The sequence below is a fragment of the Bacillus cereus group sp. BfR-BA-01379 genome, assembly GCF_022663605.1.
Taxonomy (GTDB): Bacteria; Bacillota; Bacilli; order Bacillales; family Bacillaceae_G; genus Bacillus_A; species Bacillus_A mobilis.
Genome location: NZ_JAKUFT010000001.1, coordinates 108,805 through 126,656, shown reverse-complemented (window position 1 = coordinate 126,656; position 17,852 = coordinate 108,805). Strand labels below are relative to the sequence as shown.

The following is a 17,852-nucleotide window of genomic DNA, read 5'->3' as shown; positions in this document are numbered from 1 at the left end:
CTATACTAAGGTCATCTAGAATTTTAAAGTTAGTTATTGGTAGTTGGATTTATCAAAATTAATTCTTTCATAGTCTTTTTTAAATTGCTTATCATTTTTTAACCAACTTTTAAAAGTTGGTTCCTTTATTTCTAAAATGGAACAAGTTTTAGCGATACATTCATTTTTCATATATTCCTTAAGGAAATTTTGTTTTCTCTGCTTAACAGCAGCTTGAGTTCTTTTTAGTTTTCGATCTTTTAATTGATCTAGACTTAGACTTTCTTTCTGAAATTCTTCATATTTTCTATGCAAATAAATATTTTTGTCTTTATAAATCCACTTTGAAAATAGTTGTATTGGTTTTCTTCCGGTTAAAATGATGCGATAATGTTTATTTTGATTTAGTAAATCGGCTGATAAATTGTGGTTTTGTAGTATTTGATGTAAAGAATTCATAAAGCTATATGATCCTCCTACAAAGCTTACTGTATAAGTTTCATACTTGACGTAACCATCTCCATCAAAATACCCACGAACAAAGTGATGTAAATATTCTTCTGGTACAAATGGAATTTCAATGTTAAATGATTTACATGGCTTAATTCCGTGAATGTTCATTAAATCGTCTTTTATTGTTTTGCTATTTATGTTTAGCATATATACGCCTGTTTTTTTGTTTTGATATAGTGGCTGGTTGGTGTTTAGTTCTTGTTTTATATCTTCTAAAATGTAATTTTCTTTTTGAGATATGCTGACACATTGATTTTCTTTCTGTATGACACCATCTGCTGCTATAAACCCTAAAATATAAGCCATATTATTTGACCACGTTTTAAAATAATCTTCTGTTATGTCATACTTTCTCTTCCAACTCCCTATAGCGCGCCTTGGTACGTTATTGTCTGATAAAACCATACGAATATACCTTGCAGACACATTAGCCAGTATAGCGATTTCTGAGGTACTCTTCCCTTCTGCATAAAGCTGCGTTATTTCAGATTTTGATAGTTTACATTTTGATTTCTTTTTTCTATCTATTTGCACTTACATACTCTCCTTCCTACTCTTAATTAGAGACATGCTCTCTTCTATAACATACAACGAAACATACGTTCTTTGTTACGTATAAGTATGAATTTACTAAATTAAAACAATTTACATGTACTTCATATTAGTTTCATCTGCTGCTATATGATTTTTATTTTATATATAAGGATAATGAATTTTACAAATTTATGAAATGTACTGCATTTAAGATGAAAGGTAAAATGATTTCGTTTAAACTACAATTAGCTACAATAACAACATACGTATATTGTTAAACGTAAAAAGGAGAACGAATGAAAAAGAAATATATAAATCAAATTCATACTGATGTAAGTTTTAAACCGAAAGATATTATCGGTTTAATGACTGATTACTTTAAAATGAAAACTAAGCTGCGTCCTATAAAGAATTTACCTATTCTTTTATCGGATAATAATGAGTCTTTAGAGAGTGTGAAATGGTTTGGGCACTCTGCTTCCCTTTTGAAAATAGAGGGTAAAAAATTGTTATTAGATCCGATGTTTGGAGATGCCTCTTCCCCATTTCCACTGTTTAATAGTAAACGTTATAGTGGTGCTTTTTCTTTAGAACGTGAAGACCTTCAAGAAATTGATGCGATTATCATTTCTCATAATCACTATGACCATTTAAATTACAAAAGTATTATGCAGTTAAAAGATCGTACAAAACACTTTTATGTCCCAACTGGAGTTGCGCAATATTTAATTAAATGGGGCGTTTCACCTAGTGAAATTAGTGAGCATAATTGGTGGGACGAAATTACGTTAGATACTATAAAATTAGTTTGTGCACCTGCAAGGCATTTCTCAGGACGGAGTATGACAGATAGAGATTGTTCGTTATGGTGTTCATGGCTTATTCTAGGGAAAGAGACTAAAGTTTTCTTTAGTGGTGATAGCGGTTATGCTCCTCACTTTAAGGAGATTGGTGATAAGTACGGTCCATTCGATCTTACGTTAATGGAATGTGGGCAATATGATCCGAGGTGGTCTGCTATTCATATGTTGCCTGAAGAAACGGTACAAGCTCATATGGATGTTAAAGGAGAACTCCTTCTTCCAATTCATTGGGGTGCTTTTACATTGGCATTACATGAATGGAGTGATCCAATTGAACGAGTAACGAAAGAAGCTAAACGTTTAGGAGTTAAAATCACAACGCCGCAAATTGGTGAATCGATTACGTTAAAATCTACAGACTATCCATCATCAGCTTGGTGGAAAGGAATTTAATTATAAATAAGAAAGAGCGAACTTTCTTATAAGTGATTCGCTCTTTTTATGTATTTAAACTTATTTTACTATATTTGCTTTCCCGCTGTCTAAAATTCTATTTGTTTGTACAGAGGTAATATTAATAACCGTATTCATACTTTTATCAGTTAGTTCAATGAGTTCGTTTTCGTGATTGATTTTCTGTAAATCCCACACCATTCCATTGAACTCGTTATGCTGTCCACTTACTCTTACTATATTTTTTGTTTTACTTGATGGTTGTATTTGTAGATTTGTAAATTGGTTCCCACTAATTTCATTTGGTGTAGTTACATTACTATCCATATAAATCATATTTACACAATCTTCAAGTGAGAAGTTCATAAAACGGTTCGCATTTATCCAAGCATAACCAGATTGCGGTTTCTTTGCTACTAATTTCAGCCCAGTTTCCATTCCTACAACTTTTATATTTTCAAAGTTAATAAATGAAATTTCATTTTCTTTTCCACCAGCATACAAAGAAATTCCAGTACCTTTATTTGTTTCTGTCCAATTGATAATATTTATATCTTTTATTTGTGTCTTGTGCCACGTGTTATAATACTTATTTTTGCCGTCTAAATATATAACTTCAGAATTAAATGTAGGATCGTCTATAGCTATATAGGCTCCTTCGATAGATGCATTTTTTTCTAATTCTAGAACTCTAAAATTACCTTCAACAACAAATTGTGTTCCATAACCAAATAATAACTTTACACCCTGTTTTACTATAATTGGTGACGTAATTTTATACTTTTTATCATCAAGCAATACTGTTTTCATTTTACTAGATTCTGCTTTATTAATAGCAGATTGTATTTTGTTTGAATCATTTTTTCCTTTAAAGTCTTCTACATACACCTTATCATTTTTAGATAAACCATCTTTTTTATTGTATTGATAAAAAGCAAAAGTAATTAAAACTACAGCTATGAGTAAAATAATTATTTTCTTCATTACACTCATCCTCATTTAAATTTTCTCCTTAGCTACTCTTCGAATCATTTACGTTATAATTATTTTGCTGTGTATTATAGATTACAATTCCTGCTTTTTATAATTGAACTATATTATCTCTAGAACTGTCCTGCTTAGCCAATTCTTTATTCCTATAATCTATTAATTTATGATTAGATAAAACAAAATTGTGCTCTAATATTAATTCATTGTGGAGTACTTCATATAAAAATTTTGGTATCATCTCTCCTACGCCGTAATTATAGTCACTTAGAATCCAAGAAATCTCTTTCCAGTCTAGAATTCCTTCTGAAACTTTTTTTGGAGTGTGATATATAAATTCATTCAGTAGTTCTATTAAATAAACATACATGCCGCCAGAATATGAAGAGTCCTCCCACTTAATAATGCCTTTAAATTGAATGTGGTCATGCGTAACTTTTATATTAGTCTCTTCTTTTATTTCACGAATTGCATTTTCTAAAGGTGTTTCTCCTTTTTCGACCTTTCCTCCTACCCCATTCCACAATCCTTTTACAGGGTCATATTCTCTATTTAACATAAGTATCTCTTCGTTTCTTTTTATAAAACATAAAGTATGCTTGTACATAATGTGATTCCTTCCGCTGTTTTTAATAAGCTCTTACTGGTGATATAAGATGTACTGCTGCAGATTCTGTCCCTGCTTCAATTAATATTGGTTTCATAGAACCGCTGAAACTTAAAGTAACCGTTTCTTCTTTTATCGTCCTTAAAGCATCCATCATAAATCGTCCATCGAAAGATATATTTAATTGTTTTTCACCTTGAATCGCATCTATTTGTTGTGTCTCGGATATTTTACCAATCTGAGAAGAGTTAGAAGAAATTTTCAATGTGGATGCGTTTATGATTTCTAAGTTGACATTGTTATTTGCCCATTCCCTTGCTAATAAGCTGGATCGATCTACACCTTGTAAAATTCTTTTTCTATCTACGTTAATGACTGTCTGAAATTCATTTGGAATTAAACTAGATATATTAGGGTATTTCCCTTCAATTAGTCTTGAATATAATGTAGTTGTGCCGAATGTAAAAATAATGTGACTTTCTGAAAGATAGATATATACGAATTCGGAATTACTACTCATTAATTTTAGAAGTTCACTAATAGTTGCACTTGGTACGATACAACTTGCTTTCACATCTGTAGATATCATCGTTTCGCGTATAGCAAGTCTATGTGAATCAGTTGCTACGCAAATTAATTTATTATGATCTAACTCCAAATGAACGCCAGTAAGAACCGGTCTAGATTCATTTTTAGCTACTGCAAAGACAGTTTGTTTAAACACCTCAATTAATTGTTCTGTTTCCACTTGTATTTTTGCATGATCGTCAATAAGTGGGACATTCGGAAACTCATTTGCTGGAAGTCCATTTAAGTTTAATGTAATTTCTTCTGACTGTATCGTAATGATTTGCTCATTCTTACTTTTTATTGATATATCACTTGGCATTTTCTTTATAATTTCAATGAAATATTTTGCAGGTACTACAATAGTTCCTGCTTTTAATATAGTTGTAATTTGGTCGTTTTCGTTGGAACTAGGGATGAATTTTTCAATGAAAATATTTGAATTACTTGCGATTAAAGTAATTCCAGATTGATCTGCGGTTATTTTTATACCAGATAATATAGGTATTATAGCTTTGGTAGATATAGCTTTACTTACTTCTGAAAGTGCTTGAGTGAAATGATTATGATTAACGATAAACTCCATTTTTTCCCCGCCTTACATGATATGTTAATGTTATGAAGATTGATGAATGATTGTTCCGTTAAAAAAGTAAGGTGCTGTTTCGTTCCTTTGTAATGTATTTAATAATTGTTCTGGTATACGTAAATACGGTGCTGCTTTATGTAATTCCATCCAAGTAATCTCTTCAATTTCTTTTGGTCTTGTTATATTTGTCTCCCCGTCGATTATTTCACCTAAAAAATTAAAGAAAATGGCATGGTGCCCTCTCTCTTCAAAAAAAGCTTCGCTAATGTAACCAATACCATTTACAGTTATATATAGCCCGGTTTCTTCTTTCACTTCCCGAATTACTGCCTCTTCTAACGTTTCTCCAAATTTAACTGCGCCACCTGGTAACGTGTAATAAGAGCCATTCTTCCCTTTGTTTTTTACCATTAGAATTTTTTCGTTTGTTTTATCATATAAAAGTGCATATGTAACATTTACTTTTTTCATCTAAGTCCACCTTCAATAACGAGAATTTTCTGTCTTTGTTACATTCTACCATTTAATCGTTTTAAAATATAAAAAAATTAATAGAGTATTTCATTTATCTGCTCTTAGTAAAGTTAATAACCGATAACCTTTCATTGCTATATAAAAAAGAACGTATGTTGAAAGTAATTATTCAATGTACGTTCTTTATGCTTTGATTTATTTTGGGATTCTATATATTTTCTAACCTTTTTTCTAAATAATATCGATTGTGCCCTTTCGGATGATCTTCACTTACTCCAATCACTTTATATCCATGCTTTTTATAAAAATTAGGGGCCTGAAAACTAAAAGTATCTAAATTGATTAGCCTACACTCTTTTTCAATTGCAAATTCTTCAATAAGTTTTAATAACTTGCTTCCATATCCTTCGTGTCTATAATCTTTAGAAACCCAAAGGAAATCGACATGCACGTGGTGCCAAAATGTAATTGCAGTTATTCCACCTACAATTTCTTCCTTTTCATTTTTCACTATAAAACTAATTTTTTCTGAAGGCTTTTTCTCTTCATCCGAAATATGTTTTTGGTTATATTCAATTACTTTTTCTCTTATGTAATCACTATCTTCTTGGACCCATTGTTTTACTATTTTCATTTTAATTATCACGCTCCTTTTAAAGTATCTATTCAATGTAATAATCATAATGTCCTGTCTAATTTAATAGTCGTAGAGCACTGTTTCATTTGACTAAAATAAAGAAAAGCCCTACTACACTCCATCTGTAATAAGGCTTTATACGTAGTTCGATTCATTTAATAAAAACTTCCGTTAGTTTAAACATATTAGTAAAATAATTCAATTGTATGACTGCGAAAAAGAATGAACATTCCTAAACAAATTAGAACTATTGGAACAATAATATGACAATTTCTCTCAAGTACTTTAGCTAAAATAGGAGCTCTTAACAATTTGTAGCTAATAAGACACCATATTGCTATCATGCAAAAAAAGATAACTAATGTAACAATATTTGTTTTAAAATTTTGACTAGCGAACATTGGTATATAAATTGAAATATTGTCAGCTCCATTACCTAATGTAATCGAAGCCACTTTAAATATTGAACCTGAAACGTTATCAATGACTGTATTTCTTTTATAAGAACGAAGTGACAATAGTGCTTTCACTCCCATATAAATTGGCACGAATCCTAATAACCCAATCCACGATATAGGAATGAAAAAAGAGCTTAAAGAACCAATGATACTTAGGAAAATAATTACACTAAACCCTAAATATTGTCCAACAACAATATAGAGTTCTTTCATCTTAGTTTTTTCCGGGACTGCTCTACCTTCTTTCTTAATTACTCCTGTTTTTACTTGTGAAAATAAAACAAGGAGTATAAAAATGTCATCAATATTTGTTGAAATGAATGCCATAAAAGAAGAAATTATGGTTGTAACCAATATAAGCCAACTACCTTCATTATAAATTTATAAGAAAATAATGGTCTATAAATGTATTGCATTTCTAATAACAAAGTTGATTAACTGTAGTTTTTAAGAATATTTTGGTTCTTTTATAAAACAATATGATTATTTTACTAATCTGCTACTTGGTTCGTTAAGAAATAAACTACTTTATTCCTTTTTAAATCATTTTACTTTGAATGATGTAACTCTTTTCTTCCTACACAATTAGTAAAAAGGAAAATCAAATATTTCATAATATAAAAAGAGCCCTATATGAGGACTCTTTTTAAAATTAAGCTACTTTCTGATACAAATGTTGTTTTTCTTTTTTCTTTTCTGCTTTTGGCGGACGAATTAATATCGAAATAATAAAGGAGATAACACTTAAAACACCGATTATAATAAAGGTCGGTTGAAATCCACCAAGTAATGCTCCGATAAAGGCTCCTGCAAGTGCACCAAACCCGAAACCTTGATATACAATCCCATAATTTGTACTATGATTTTTTAAGCCAAAGAAATCTCCAACAATTGCTGGGAAGATTGTGATATTACCACCAAAACAAAAGGCGACACTTGCTACACAAGCGAAATAAATTCCGTAATTTAGCGGAATGAAACTTAAAGTAAAGACTGACAATCCAATTATTATAAACGTTGCAGAAACAATTTTCATTCGACCAATTTTATCTGATAACGTTCCAAGTACAATTCTACCTACTGTATTAAAGATTGCGATCATTGCAACGGCGTTAGCAGCGGTTGCTGCGCTAAGTCCAACGAGCTGTACGCCGATATCTTTTACCATACCGATTAAATATAGACCGCCCATACACGATGTGAATAGCATAAAAAATAAGAGATATACTTGTTTCGTTCGCATCATTTCACGAGGCGTATAGTCATTGTGTAATGATTCAGTTACAGTGTTACTTACGATTGCTTCACGTAAGAAGAACGATCCGGTTAAAACTAAAAGCAAGACGATGATACCCCAATATAAAAATGCTTGTGATACACCAAGACTATCAATAAGACTTCCGTTTATATATCTAAAGATTAAGCTACCCATTCCATATGCAGAAACAGATATACCAGAAATAAGTCCTTTCCGATTTGGAAACCATTTAATTAAATTAGAGAGTGATGTAATATAAGCAGTTCCATCTGCATAACCAACAACAACACCAGCTAATAAATAGAGTAATGGTAGGGAAGAAACTTGTGAGCTAAGTATTAACCCAAGTCCCAGAACAATCCCTGCCGTAGCGATGAGTTTACGAAGTCCTAACTTTTGCTGCAACTTTCCTGCAAATAAGGTTGAAAATGATAAAGAAAAACTTGTTATGGAGAAAGTTATCGCAACGGCATTGAGGTTCCAACCAAACTTACTGACAAGGGGTTGATTAAATAAACTCCATGTATAAATTGTCCCAAGGCCAATTTGAACAATGATTGTACCTAGAACAATTAGTAACGGATTTATAGAAGTTTGTTTCATACTAACTGTCCCCTTCTTTTATCATGACATGAATTTTCACAGTTAGTATATCCATCATAAATTGCATAATACTGTACGGAAAATGGTAATTCAGTTCATATACACAAAAAGACACTCCATAATGAAGTGTCTTTTTGCAGGTTATATTAGATTTACTTAAAGAAAGCTTTGTTAAGATAAGACATTTTCAAATGCTTATGTATATATGATATCAAAAAACTTCTGTCATGTGATGGGACTTAAGATGTATTTTTCTTTCATCATATAGTCGGATGGCTAAAAATTAATATTCGATTTCATCAAAATCCTTCGGCTGCGGTACCGTCTGCATATTAGCTGCGTCTTTTGGATCGCTATAAATTGCATTTTGTTCTGTATTTACATCTTTAATGTTTTGCTTTTTATTTTTATTCATTTTATCTTTCACTTTTCTCACTCCTTTTCATTATAGGAGTCATTATGCCCTATTATTGTTACGAAATGTATCAGCGACTAAATTGCTAAATTCACGTAAATAATATAAATAATGATTACCGCCGTAGTTATATCTTTTATTATACATTTTTGCAACAACTACATTATATTTAGGTATTACTAATATAGTCGGTCCTGTAATTCCTAATATTTGATACGATCCTTTTGGAACTCGTTCACCAAGTTCACTTAAAAGCGCAGGTTCATTTTGAACGAACCAAAACAACCCGTTTTGTGGTAGTTCTTTGTTTGCAAATGTTGGGCTTTGCAAACTCGTAGCAATTTTTATAACTTCTTTTGGAACAATTTGTTCACCGTTTATCATACCTTGATTTAAATGAAGAGTGCCCCAATAAGCAAATTCTCTAGCTGAGACAAACAGATTTTTTTCAGTACCATCATCTACCGTACCAATTTCACTAATTGCGTCTTTATTTGGGTCATTAACTACTTCAACTAAATTTTCATCTTGCTGAATTCTCCAACCTGTTTCTTGAAAATTAGCAGGTGTAAACACACGCTCTTTTAATAATTCAGGAAAACTTTTGCTATATAGCTGATAAATAAGACGTGTTATCATTCTTACATTAACATCTCTATACGCCCATGCTTGTCCAGGTTCAAATTCACGAAAAATTGTTCCATCATTCGTTTCTCCTAAACCGTGCGAATGAGTTACTAAATGTCTTATTGTTGTTTTACCGAGCAATGCAGAATCAAAGTCTTTAAAATACTTTATCGCTTCATCGTCAATAGAGTTTATTTTTCCCTCGTAAAGCGCATATGCTACCATTAAACCTAAATAACTTTTTCTAGCAGAAGCAACATTGAACTGTGAAGATGCGGTCACTTTTTTATTAGTCGATGTATTTGAGTGATATCCACTATAATGCTCTAGTACGATTTTGTTATCTTTTATAATACAAAGTGCTGTTGTAGAGCTATGATTTTTTTCTTTTATATTTTCTACCCAAGAAATTAACTTATCGTAAGTATACAAATAAATCCCCCTTAATACGCATAACAATTACAGTTGAAAGAAAAGTGCAAAATAATTTCCACACCTTTCTTTCAAGTAAAATAGTTTTCTTTCTATACTTAAATGATCCACCAGTTCCAGCAGTTAAAACAACCGAAACATCCAGCGCAACCTACACAACGTCCACCGCAGCCTCCGCATCTTCCACCGCCACATCCACCACAGCGTCCACCACACCCTCCGCATCCGCCGCAACGACGTGCTTCGTCTTGAATGTAATAGTATGGATATTGATTTTGTTGTAGTTGATCCCAATATACAACATTACCAGATTGATAATCATTAAGGTTTAATGATTGTAAGTCTTGTTGAAACTGATTCATTACGAAACCCTCCATTTATAAAAATAAATTCCGTCCAAATGTTAAAGTTTATATATTTTTGCAAACAAAGTAGAAATAAGAATATAGACTAAATGCGTACATCAACAAAATATGAAATTACACTAGGTGATGTACCTTGTTTTTTCGCCTATTTTCTTAATCTGCTTTCGGTGGACGTATTTACTATTAATAGAGGTACTTAAAAATTACTAATCCAACAGTTTAGTAGTTCATCGCTTATTTTTCTTTCTAGTAACTCTTTAACAGAAGGCGCTGGCATGATTTTATACGTATGTAAAGCTTCTTGATTATAATCTATCCAATGAAACGCTAAATGAGATTCTTTAGATTTTGGTATGAAATCAATATGTAGCTCTTGCGAATCTACTTCAAAAATGTGATTGATTTCATGATGAAGAACTTCACGGTCTTGCCATTGGTTTTCTATCACGCCTAAAAATTGTTTTATGTTACAATTTACTCCTAGTTCTTCTCTTAGTTCTCTTATTAATGCATTCTCAGCCGATTCGCCAACTTCAACATGACCACCTGGTAAAAAATAATGATGGCCGATATATTCAGCCAATAATAATTTATTATCCTTTAACATAACAGCTCGTACAATATGATGAAATTTATTTTTCAATTGTTATTCCTCCTAGCCATTTATTTTATATTTGATTAAAATAGTCATTTAATATCGGGATAATATAAATCATAGGTGTTTCATACGAATGAATTTTGTTTATAACTTCAAGTGCATCCTTTGCATGGTCCCGTTTACACTTTATTTCAATTTTACATTCTTGACCTTCACATATTTGGCTATTTCTCCATTAAAAGATGATGCATCATCTAATGGTCTCCAGTATCCTTTCACGGAACTATAGGAAAGACAATGGTCCTATTTTCCCGTTTTACAAGCACCCATTCTATTTAGTTCATCCCGTAATATCTCAATGTATTCTTCAGGAATAAACACTTCGATTTTCACTTCCGAAAATTGCATATTTCCTTTCACACCTTTACTTCATAATATTTAAACGAATAAACGATATACTTGCTCACCATCATAATCATGTCCCAATGGTTGAAAACCGTAATGTTCATATAGTTTCTTTGCAGAGAGATTATCTTTATGTACGGTTAATCTTATTTCTTTACACGCCTTACATGTATTTTTTATTAAGTAAATACTTTCTTGTAACGCCGCTTTTCCATAACCATTTCCTTGCTGCTTTTGATCGATAATAAATCCATTGATCCAATACATATCAATTGTTTCTCTTATAACAGCATGCATAATAAAACCAACCATTAAATTGCCGTCGTATATCGCAAATGGTATGTACTCTACATTGTCACCATCTGGCTTTATATATACTTTAGCAAGTGAAACTGCTACAGCTGGAACAAATTTCGTTTGATTTTCTTTAACTTGTAGCTTTAAAGCATCTTCCCAATTCTCTCTCGTAACAACCTTTAACTGGACATTCAATATTGTAAGCTCCTTTATAAAGAGAATGTATTTATATATTCAACGTAGTGAAATAAATCCCTGTTTCGGCAGCGACTTATAGCATCGTTTTAATAAAGTCTTGAATAAATTTTTCTTCATCTATTTCTAAAGCTATACTGGCTCCTTCTGATATAGAACTAGGTCGAAAATCAGCAAATGTTTGTCCTTTCGTATCTCCGTATGTATCTACATTCACTGTACGATTTACAAATTCGAAAAAACCTGGATTTACTAATCCACTTATAGCAACCACATCATGAAGCAATGGCCCTTCGATAGATGGATTAAGTTTTTGGTATGCAGAAAAATAATAATCATACATTGGTTTCATTATCGTATGAAATGGATTCTTTGAATTAGCTTGAATATAGTCAAACATATTTGGCGTTAACGCAGCTTTGTTTGTTACATTTAAAGGAAATATAAATAAATTATTTGCTTGCTGAAAAACAATTTTACTTGCAATAGGATCTCCATACACATTTGCTTCTGCTAATGGCGTCACATTTCCTACTTCTAAAAAGACACCACCCATGAAATATATTCCTTTTACATTTAGCATTAAATCATTCCATAAATTAAAAGCAATCGCTAACGAGGTAGATCTTCCTACATCGACAATTGTTAAGTCCTTTCCGTACTTTACAAGAATCGAGGCAATACTACCAAAATTGTATATCGGGATAGACAATACACTTTCTGGCACATGAATAGACCCTAATCCTTCTGGTCCATGAATTTCAGGATAATATGTAGTAATTTCTTCTGTAAGTGGTTTTGTTGCACCGCTAATCACAGGAATGTCTTGTCTATTTGCTAACTGTAAAATATACGCTGCATTATGCGCAGCATGTATATGTTCAACATTTCCATATCCAGTTACAATACCGACAATTTCAATTTCAGGATGCAGTAAACCAAACATAATGGCAAAAGAGTCATCAATACCTGGGTCTCCGAAAAATAATACTTTTTCCAAAGGATATCTCCTTTCATATAGAAAATAGCAGATGATAATTATGTATATGTAAAAAAATAATTAAACTATACAATTTTATATGGATGTTACTAGTAAGAATTGTATAAATAAAAAGGATTAACATGATGCTAATCCTTCTACTAATAAGAACTCTAATTAACAGTTCAATTATATCTCTTGCAAATACTAACCAAACTACCTTGCTGTATTGCCGTACTCTGCACTTTGCATTTCTTTCTTTAATGATACATGTGCAATTAATACTCCAAGTATAGTGATTCCTCCGCCAATTATTGAAACAAAAGTCGGTACTTCACCTAACCATATCCAAGCAATAAAACATGCAGTTACTGGTGTTAAATATAGAGAGCTTGTTGCCTCAGCAGCACCAGAATGAGATATGATATAAGCTAATGCGATATATGGGAGTACTGTTGGAAATAAACCTAAATATATAACACTCATGTTCACTTCAAGAGGAGCTGCTAGTATTTCTGTATACACTCCCGGTAATAAAATAAGCATACATACAGTACTAGATAAAATTGTATATATGGTAAATGGCAAGAAGTCGTATTTTTTCAAGTAAGAAGTTTGGAAAACAAAAAATAGGCTTTCTGAAATCGCTGCTAATAATATAAATAATCCTCCGCTATTCAATTGGATAGCATCTCCTTGACTAAATGATATGAAAGCAATTCCTATAAAACTAATTACACCACCAATCCAACCATTTACTTTCATTTTTTCGTTTAAAAAAACAGAAGCAAAAATAGCCGTTACGATAGGTGTGACTGAAACAATTAAACTTGCAGATCCAGCATTTACTGTTTTTTCACCGTAGTTTAATGCAATGTGATAAATGGTAAACCCTAAAGCACCAAATATAAAAATTGCTGGGAGATCCTTTAAATCTGGTAGCCGCAACTTATATATAAAGGAAAACAAAAGAAGTATAAATGAAGCAATTAATAAACGTAGTAGAGTAAGGTGCTCTGGTGTATAAGATTCGAGTCCCATACGAATTGCCGGAAAAGCGGTTCCCCATATTAAAATCGTAAAAGCGTGAGCACATATGATGCGTAAATTCCATTTTTTATTCTGCATGTCATCTTTCCCTCCCTAATAAACCAACCACTTTCAAATTACCAATTATTTCTTTCCATCATATTTAATAGTTGATACAATGTCTTCAACCAGTTATTTATCGTAAAAACCAACCACTTGGCATTTTTAAAGTGAACGAGGGAGTTTTTTTATGACAACTAATAAAAAACTGCCTAAATATCGGCAGATAGTAGATTATATGAAAGAAAAAATTGAAAATGGAGAATGGCCAATTGGAAGTAAGATCCCTAGTCAAAGGCAGTTAGCAAAATTATTTCAAGTAAATCGTAGCACTGTAATAACTGCACTAGATGAACTTATGGCAGATGGATTGATTCAAGGGAAAATTGGAGCAGGAACAATTGTAACGAATAATACATGGTCATTATTAGCGACGAATCCCCCGCCGGATTGGAGTGAATATGTAAAGGCTGGTATTCATAAGCCTAGTAAGTTAATGGTACGAGACATAAATGAAGCAGAAGCAAATAAAGAACTTATCCACCTTAGTAAAGGTGAACTTGCGCCTCAACTTTTCCCACTAAAAACTATGCAGTCCATTATGAAAAGTGTAAGTGACGAATTAGATTATATTGGATATGAAGAACAAAAAGGGTTTTTACCGTTACGTGAAGCAATTAGTAACTACGTAAAATCATTTGGAATACATGCATCGCCTAACTCTATATTAATCGTTTCTGGTGCGTTACAAGCATTGCAATTAATATCAATTGGTCTATTGCATAGAGAATCAACCGTTTTACTTGAGCAGCCTTCTTACTTATATTCACTTCATGTGTTTCAATCAGCAAATATAAATCTAGCTGGTATCTGTATGGATCATCACGGTATCTTACCTAACGAGTTATTAAAACGAATCAAATATAGTCAAAAGAAAAATATTTTATATTCTATCCCTTGTTTTCAAAATCCAACAGGGATATTAATGTCTCAAGAGCGCAGAAAAGAAATATTAAAAATATGTGAAAAAGAACAGTTACCTATTATTGAAGATGATATTTACCGCGAATTATGGATTGATGAACCACCTCCAGCTCCTTTAAAGTCGATAGATAAACATGGACATGTATTATATGTTGGTAGTCTCTCTAAAACACTTACTCCTGGTCTTAGAATTGGATGGATTATTGGACCAGAACCTGTAATTGATAGATTGTCAGATATAAAAATGCAAACAGACTACGGATCGAGTTCATTATCCCAAAGAGTTGCTGCTGAATGGATACATAAAGGTTTTTATGAAGAACATGTTGCAAACGTAAGAATTCAATTAAAAGAACGAAGACAAATCATGATACGGTCTTTAAATAAGTACTGTGCAGATGTTGCATCGTGGGATATTCCTAGTGGTGGATTATTTATATGGCTAAAGATTGTGCCTAACATTCCGATGAAAAAATTATTTTCAGAGGCATTGTCAAAAGGAATTCTTTTAAACCCAGGACGTATATATGAAGAAGAATCAGATCAGTACATTCGTTTATCATATGGATATGCTTCTCCAGATCAAATGACTAACGGGATTAAATTGTTAGGAGAATTAATCCGTAAGTTAATGACATAACAAAAACTCCTCTTTTATTTATAGAGGAGTTTTTGCGTATCGTATTTACCACAATCTCATTTCCTGTCCCAATAAAATAAGTTCGTCATAAGGATCTCCGTCAATATTTAATACTTGAGCAAAAGCAGGTTCTGTTTTTAAACCGTTCTCTTTTAAGCGAAGAATTTCTTCCCTAATATGGGGGTGCTGCATTAATAACATGTGCTCTACGATCATATGTCTATATGCATTTTGGTTACGTACTGGCTTAGGCTGAGCAAATAATTCAAATTCAAAACCTTCAAATTCAAAATTCACCTTTATCGATTCTGTATTTTTAATTTTTTTCTTTTTTATTTTAAATCCTTCATAAGAACCATATAAAGATCTCATTTCCTGTTCAAAAACATAAAAGTTATGTACTTCCATTACTATATCTAAGTCGGATTGAAGGGTATCAATTCTTATAGGGATTGTCCCGCAAAGAACGGGACTATACAAAGTTAAATCCTCCATGATGTTTAATTTATTCAAAACATCATACGCTTTTTGTTGCTTTTCATTCCCAGATTGTAAATATGTAATAGATGTAAACATGGAAGTCTCTCCTTCATTTCACGTAATACGTGACTCACTAAATTCAAGAAAAATTTGTCCGTTTAAATGTGTTCTAGAAGTACCTTTATTTCAATATATTAAGGTGAATAAACAATATGTTTCAACTTTTCTCCTATACTGCAATACTATAAAAATAAAAAAGGAGGAATTATTATGAGCATTTTTAACATTCTTTTAACCATCCACATATTATTTGGAACAATATGTTTAATCACTGGTATTGTAGCGATGGTTGCTCAAAAGAAGAAAGGAAAACACACGGAATGGGGTGAAATATATCATGCATCCTATGTTGTGATCACCGTTACTGCAATTATATTATCCATTATTAACTGGGATAAAATCGCATATTTATTTTATGTAGCAATTTTATCTTATTCATTTGCGATTTATGGCTACCTAGCACGAAAAAAACGTTGGAAAAATTGGCTGCATCACCATATTAGAGGTATGTTAGGTTCTTATATTGGTGCCGTTACCGCGCTATTAGTAAATGTCGGTATTCATATTCCCTTAATTAATTTACTACCACCTATATGGTTTTGGTTTTTACCTACATTAATCGGTATTCCTCTCGTAGCCAGTGTATCAAAAAAATATAAAAAGCGTAGTTAAAATTCATTACAATTTCGTTACTTTCTGATGGTAATTACAAAAAATCATACTCAATGTAATATTTTATTAACAAATTCAAATTCATATCGCTTTAAGTTCGTCACTTAGAGCTAAATAAAAAGAATCCAATAAAAATATTGGATTCTTTTTCGGATTTCATTTCAATATCGGCTCTATACATTCAATGATGTTACCATTTGGACCACAAACTATCTTTGTATACTTGTGGATACTTGTTTTATTGGTTCAGTGATAATTACACCAATATAGTTTAAGATTGTAGTAACGAATGTAAACGATCCGGGTAATTCGTAAACATCCCGTCAACTCCCCAGAGAAGTAACTTTTTCATGTCTGTTTCATTATCTACAGTAAATGGATGAACTTCTAATCCGTGTTTCTTAATTCGCTTTACATATGCTGAATCAATATATCTATAGTTCATCCCAAGACCGATACAGTATGTTTTATACTTTTTTATCTCTAATTCAGTTAATTGAACTGCCTTTTTGTAAGGTAGTAACTGTACTAAAGGTATAGTAACATCTAAACTATGAATTTTTTGCAGACTTTCCTCACTAAATGATTGAATAATAACGTTATCCCTTATTTCGTAGTGCTTTATAATTTCTAATAGCTTTTCTTCCATACTAGGATATTCATCTGGTGATTTTGTTTCAATATAATAGTTTGCACCATGCCCGAACGTTTCAATAATTTCTTCTAGTGTTGGGACTTTAGTACCCTCAAATTCTTTCTTCGCTAAACTTGGTTGCTTTTCATTGAAAAAAGAACCTGCATTTAGTTTCTTTATTTCTTCTAATGTATGTTCCTTAACTAATCCTGTACCATTTGTAGTGCGATTTACTGTTTGATCATGCATAGCTACTAAATGTCCGTCTTTTGTCATTTGAAGATCAATTTCTATATAATCTCCTTTTAATTGTTGTCCTAATGTATAAGCTGGTATTGTATGTTCCGGCGCATACGCAGAAGCACCTCTATGTGCAATATTTTTTATATGATTTAATTGATTAATAGCTTTCGTGTACTTAAGTTCATTTGCTTTATGAAAAACAAAAGTACCTATTACTATAAAAGTGCAAATGATTATAATGATATATATTTTTTTCATAATGATGTATTAACTCC

20 protein-coding genes and 1 pseudogene are annotated in these 17,852 nt (G+C 31.8%); 3 read left to right on the top strand and 18 right to left on the bottom strand.

Annotated features, from left to right (window positions below):
* Nucleotides 1-33: 33 nt before the first annotated feature.
* Nucleotides 34-1,026, bottom strand: coding sequence for an LAGLIDADG family homing endonuclease (locus MR113_RS00630; RefSeq protein ID WP_242250598.1), 993 nt, complete (start codon nucleotides 1,024-1,026; stop codon nucleotides 34-36).
* A 296-nt stretch (nucleotides 1,027-1,322) separates the two neighbouring features.
* On the opposite strand from MR113_RS00630, the gene MR113_RS00625 reads away from it, so the two are divergent.
* Complete coding sequence (locus tag MR113_RS00625) at nucleotides 1,323-2,282, top strand: MBL fold metallo-hydrolase (RefSeq protein ID WP_242250597.1); 960 nt, start codon at nucleotides 1,323-1,325, stop codon at nucleotides 2,280-2,282.
* Nucleotides 2,283-2,342: 60 nt separating this feature from the next.
* Here MR113_RS00625 and MR113_RS00620 read toward each other — a convergent pair whose 3' ends face one another.
* From MR113_RS00620 to MR113_RS00550, 15 genes and pseudogenes are all read right to left on the bottom strand, one after another.
* Nucleotides 2,343-3,281 carry a hypothetical protein gene (locus MR113_RS00620; protein WP_242250596.1) on the bottom strand — a complete coding sequence of 313 codons (939 nt, stop codon included), beginning with the start codon at nucleotides 3,279-3,281 and terminating at the stop codon, nucleotides 2,343-2,345.
* An 82-nt stretch (nucleotides 3,282-3,363) separates the two neighbouring features.
* On the bottom strand, nucleotides 3,364-3,876 hold the full coding sequence (locus tag MR113_RS00615; protein ID WP_242250595.1) for an NUDIX hydrolase: 513 nt from the start codon (nucleotides 3,874-3,876) through the stop codon (nucleotides 3,364-3,366).
* A 22-nt stretch (nucleotides 3,877-3,898) separates the two neighbouring features.
* Nucleotides 3,899-5,029 carry a DNA polymerase III subunit beta gene (dnaN, locus tag MR113_RS00610; protein WP_242250594.1) on the bottom strand — a complete coding sequence of 377 codons (1,131 nt, stop codon included), beginning with the start codon at nucleotides 5,027-5,029 and terminating at the stop codon, nucleotides 3,899-3,901.
* 30 nt (nucleotides 5,030-5,059) lie between these two features.
* On the bottom strand, nucleotides 5,060-5,503 hold the full coding sequence (locus MR113_RS00605; RefSeq protein WP_242250593.1) for an NUDIX hydrolase: 444 nt from the start codon (nucleotides 5,501-5,503) through the stop codon (nucleotides 5,060-5,062).
* Nucleotides 5,504-5,714: 211 nt separating this feature from the next.
* The gene (locus MR113_RS00600) at nucleotides 5,715-6,140 is read right to left on the bottom strand and encodes a GNAT family N-acetyltransferase (protein WP_098578511.1); all 426 of its coding nucleotides are present in this window, start codon (nucleotides 6,138-6,140) and stop codon (nucleotides 5,715-5,717) included.
* 188 nt (nucleotides 6,141-6,328) lie between these two features.
* On the bottom strand, nucleotides 6,329-6,955 hold the full coding sequence (locus MR113_RS00595) for a cadmium resistance transporter (protein ID WP_098578510.1): 627 nt from the start codon (nucleotides 6,953-6,955) through the stop codon (nucleotides 6,329-6,331).
* Nucleotides 6,956-7,253: 298 nt separating this feature from the next.
* Nucleotides 7,254-8,462: an L-lactate MFS transporter gene (locus MR113_RS00590; RefSeq protein WP_242250592.1), complete on the bottom strand. Its 1,209-nt coding sequence runs from the start codon at nucleotides 8,460-8,462 to the stop codon at nucleotides 7,254-7,256.
* 283 nt (nucleotides 8,463-8,745) lie between these two features.
* Nucleotides 8,746-8,889, bottom strand: coding sequence for a hypothetical protein (locus MR113_RS00585; protein ID WP_000653369.1), 144 nt, complete (start codon nucleotides 8,887-8,889; stop codon nucleotides 8,746-8,748).
* A gap of 30 nt (nucleotides 8,890-8,919) precedes the next feature.
* Nucleotides 8,920-9,936 (bottom strand): serine hydrolase domain-containing protein, encoded by a 1,017-nt coding sequence (locus tag MR113_RS00580; protein ID WP_242250591.1) that lies wholly within the window; start codon nucleotides 9,934-9,936, stop codon nucleotides 8,920-8,922.
* 98 nt (nucleotides 9,937-10,034) lie between these two features.
* Nucleotides 10,035-10,298, bottom strand: a complete 264-nt coding sequence (locus MR113_RS00575; protein ID WP_141524356.1) for a heterocycloanthracin/sonorensin family bacteriocin — start codon at nucleotides 10,296-10,298, stop codon at nucleotides 10,035-10,037.
* 199 nt (nucleotides 10,299-10,497) lie between these two features.
* On the bottom strand, nucleotides 10,498-10,944 hold the full coding sequence (locus tag MR113_RS00570) for an NUDIX domain-containing protein (protein ID WP_242250590.1): 447 nt from the start codon (nucleotides 10,942-10,944) through the stop codon (nucleotides 10,498-10,500).
* A gap of 25 nt (nucleotides 10,945-10,969) precedes the next feature.
* A pseudogene (gene cutA, locus MR113_RS00565) lies at nucleotides 10,970-11,307 on the bottom strand (divalent cation tolerance protein CutA).
* Between the two features lie 30 nt (nucleotides 11,308-11,337).
* The gene (locus MR113_RS00560) at nucleotides 11,338-11,796 is read right to left on the bottom strand and encodes a GNAT family N-acetyltransferase (protein WP_242250589.1); all 459 of its coding nucleotides are present in this window, start codon (nucleotides 11,794-11,796) and stop codon (nucleotides 11,338-11,340) included.
* Nucleotides 11,797-11,872: 76 nt separating this feature from the next.
* On the bottom strand, nucleotides 11,873-12,796 hold the full coding sequence (locus tag MR113_RS00555; RefSeq protein ID WP_242250588.1) for a nucleoside hydrolase: 924 nt from the start codon (nucleotides 12,794-12,796) through the stop codon (nucleotides 11,873-11,875).
* Between the two features lie 195 nt (nucleotides 12,797-12,991).
* Nucleotides 12,992-13,903, bottom strand: a complete 912-nt coding sequence (locus tag MR113_RS00550) for a DMT family transporter (protein WP_242250587.1) — start codon at nucleotides 13,901-13,903, stop codon at nucleotides 12,992-12,994.
* A 151-nt stretch (nucleotides 13,904-14,054) separates the two neighbouring features.
* Here MR113_RS00550 and norG point away from each other — a divergent pair, with 151 nt between their 5' ends.
* Entirely contained in the window at nucleotides 14,055-15,488 is a 1,434-nt protein-coding gene (gene norG, locus MR113_RS00545) for an efflux pump transcription regulator NorG (RefSeq protein WP_242250586.1), read from the top strand.
* Between the two features lie 45 nt (nucleotides 15,489-15,533).
* On the opposite strand, the gene MR113_RS00540 is transcribed toward norG, so the two are convergent.
* The gene (locus tag MR113_RS00540; protein ID WP_242250585.1) at nucleotides 15,534-16,064 is read right to left on the bottom strand and encodes a DUF4269 domain-containing protein; all 531 of its coding nucleotides are present in this window, start codon (nucleotides 16,062-16,064) and stop codon (nucleotides 15,534-15,536) included.
* 174 nt (nucleotides 16,065-16,238) lie between these two features.
* Here MR113_RS00540 and MR113_RS00535 point away from each other — a divergent pair, with 174 nt between their 5' ends.
* The gene (locus tag MR113_RS00535; RefSeq protein ID WP_242250584.1) at nucleotides 16,239-16,700 is read left to right on the top strand and encodes a DUF2306 domain-containing protein; all 462 of its coding nucleotides are present in this window, start codon (nucleotides 16,239-16,241) and stop codon (nucleotides 16,698-16,700) included.
* A gap of 271 nt (nucleotides 16,701-16,971) precedes the next feature.
* Here the strand turns inward: MR113_RS00535 and MR113_RS00530 are convergent, their stop codons facing one another.
* Complete coding sequence (locus tag MR113_RS00530; protein WP_242250583.1) at nucleotides 16,972-17,835, bottom strand: glycerophosphodiester phosphodiesterase; 864 nt, start codon at nucleotides 17,833-17,835, stop codon at nucleotides 16,972-16,974.
* Nucleotides 17,836-17,852 lie beyond the last annotated feature (17 nt).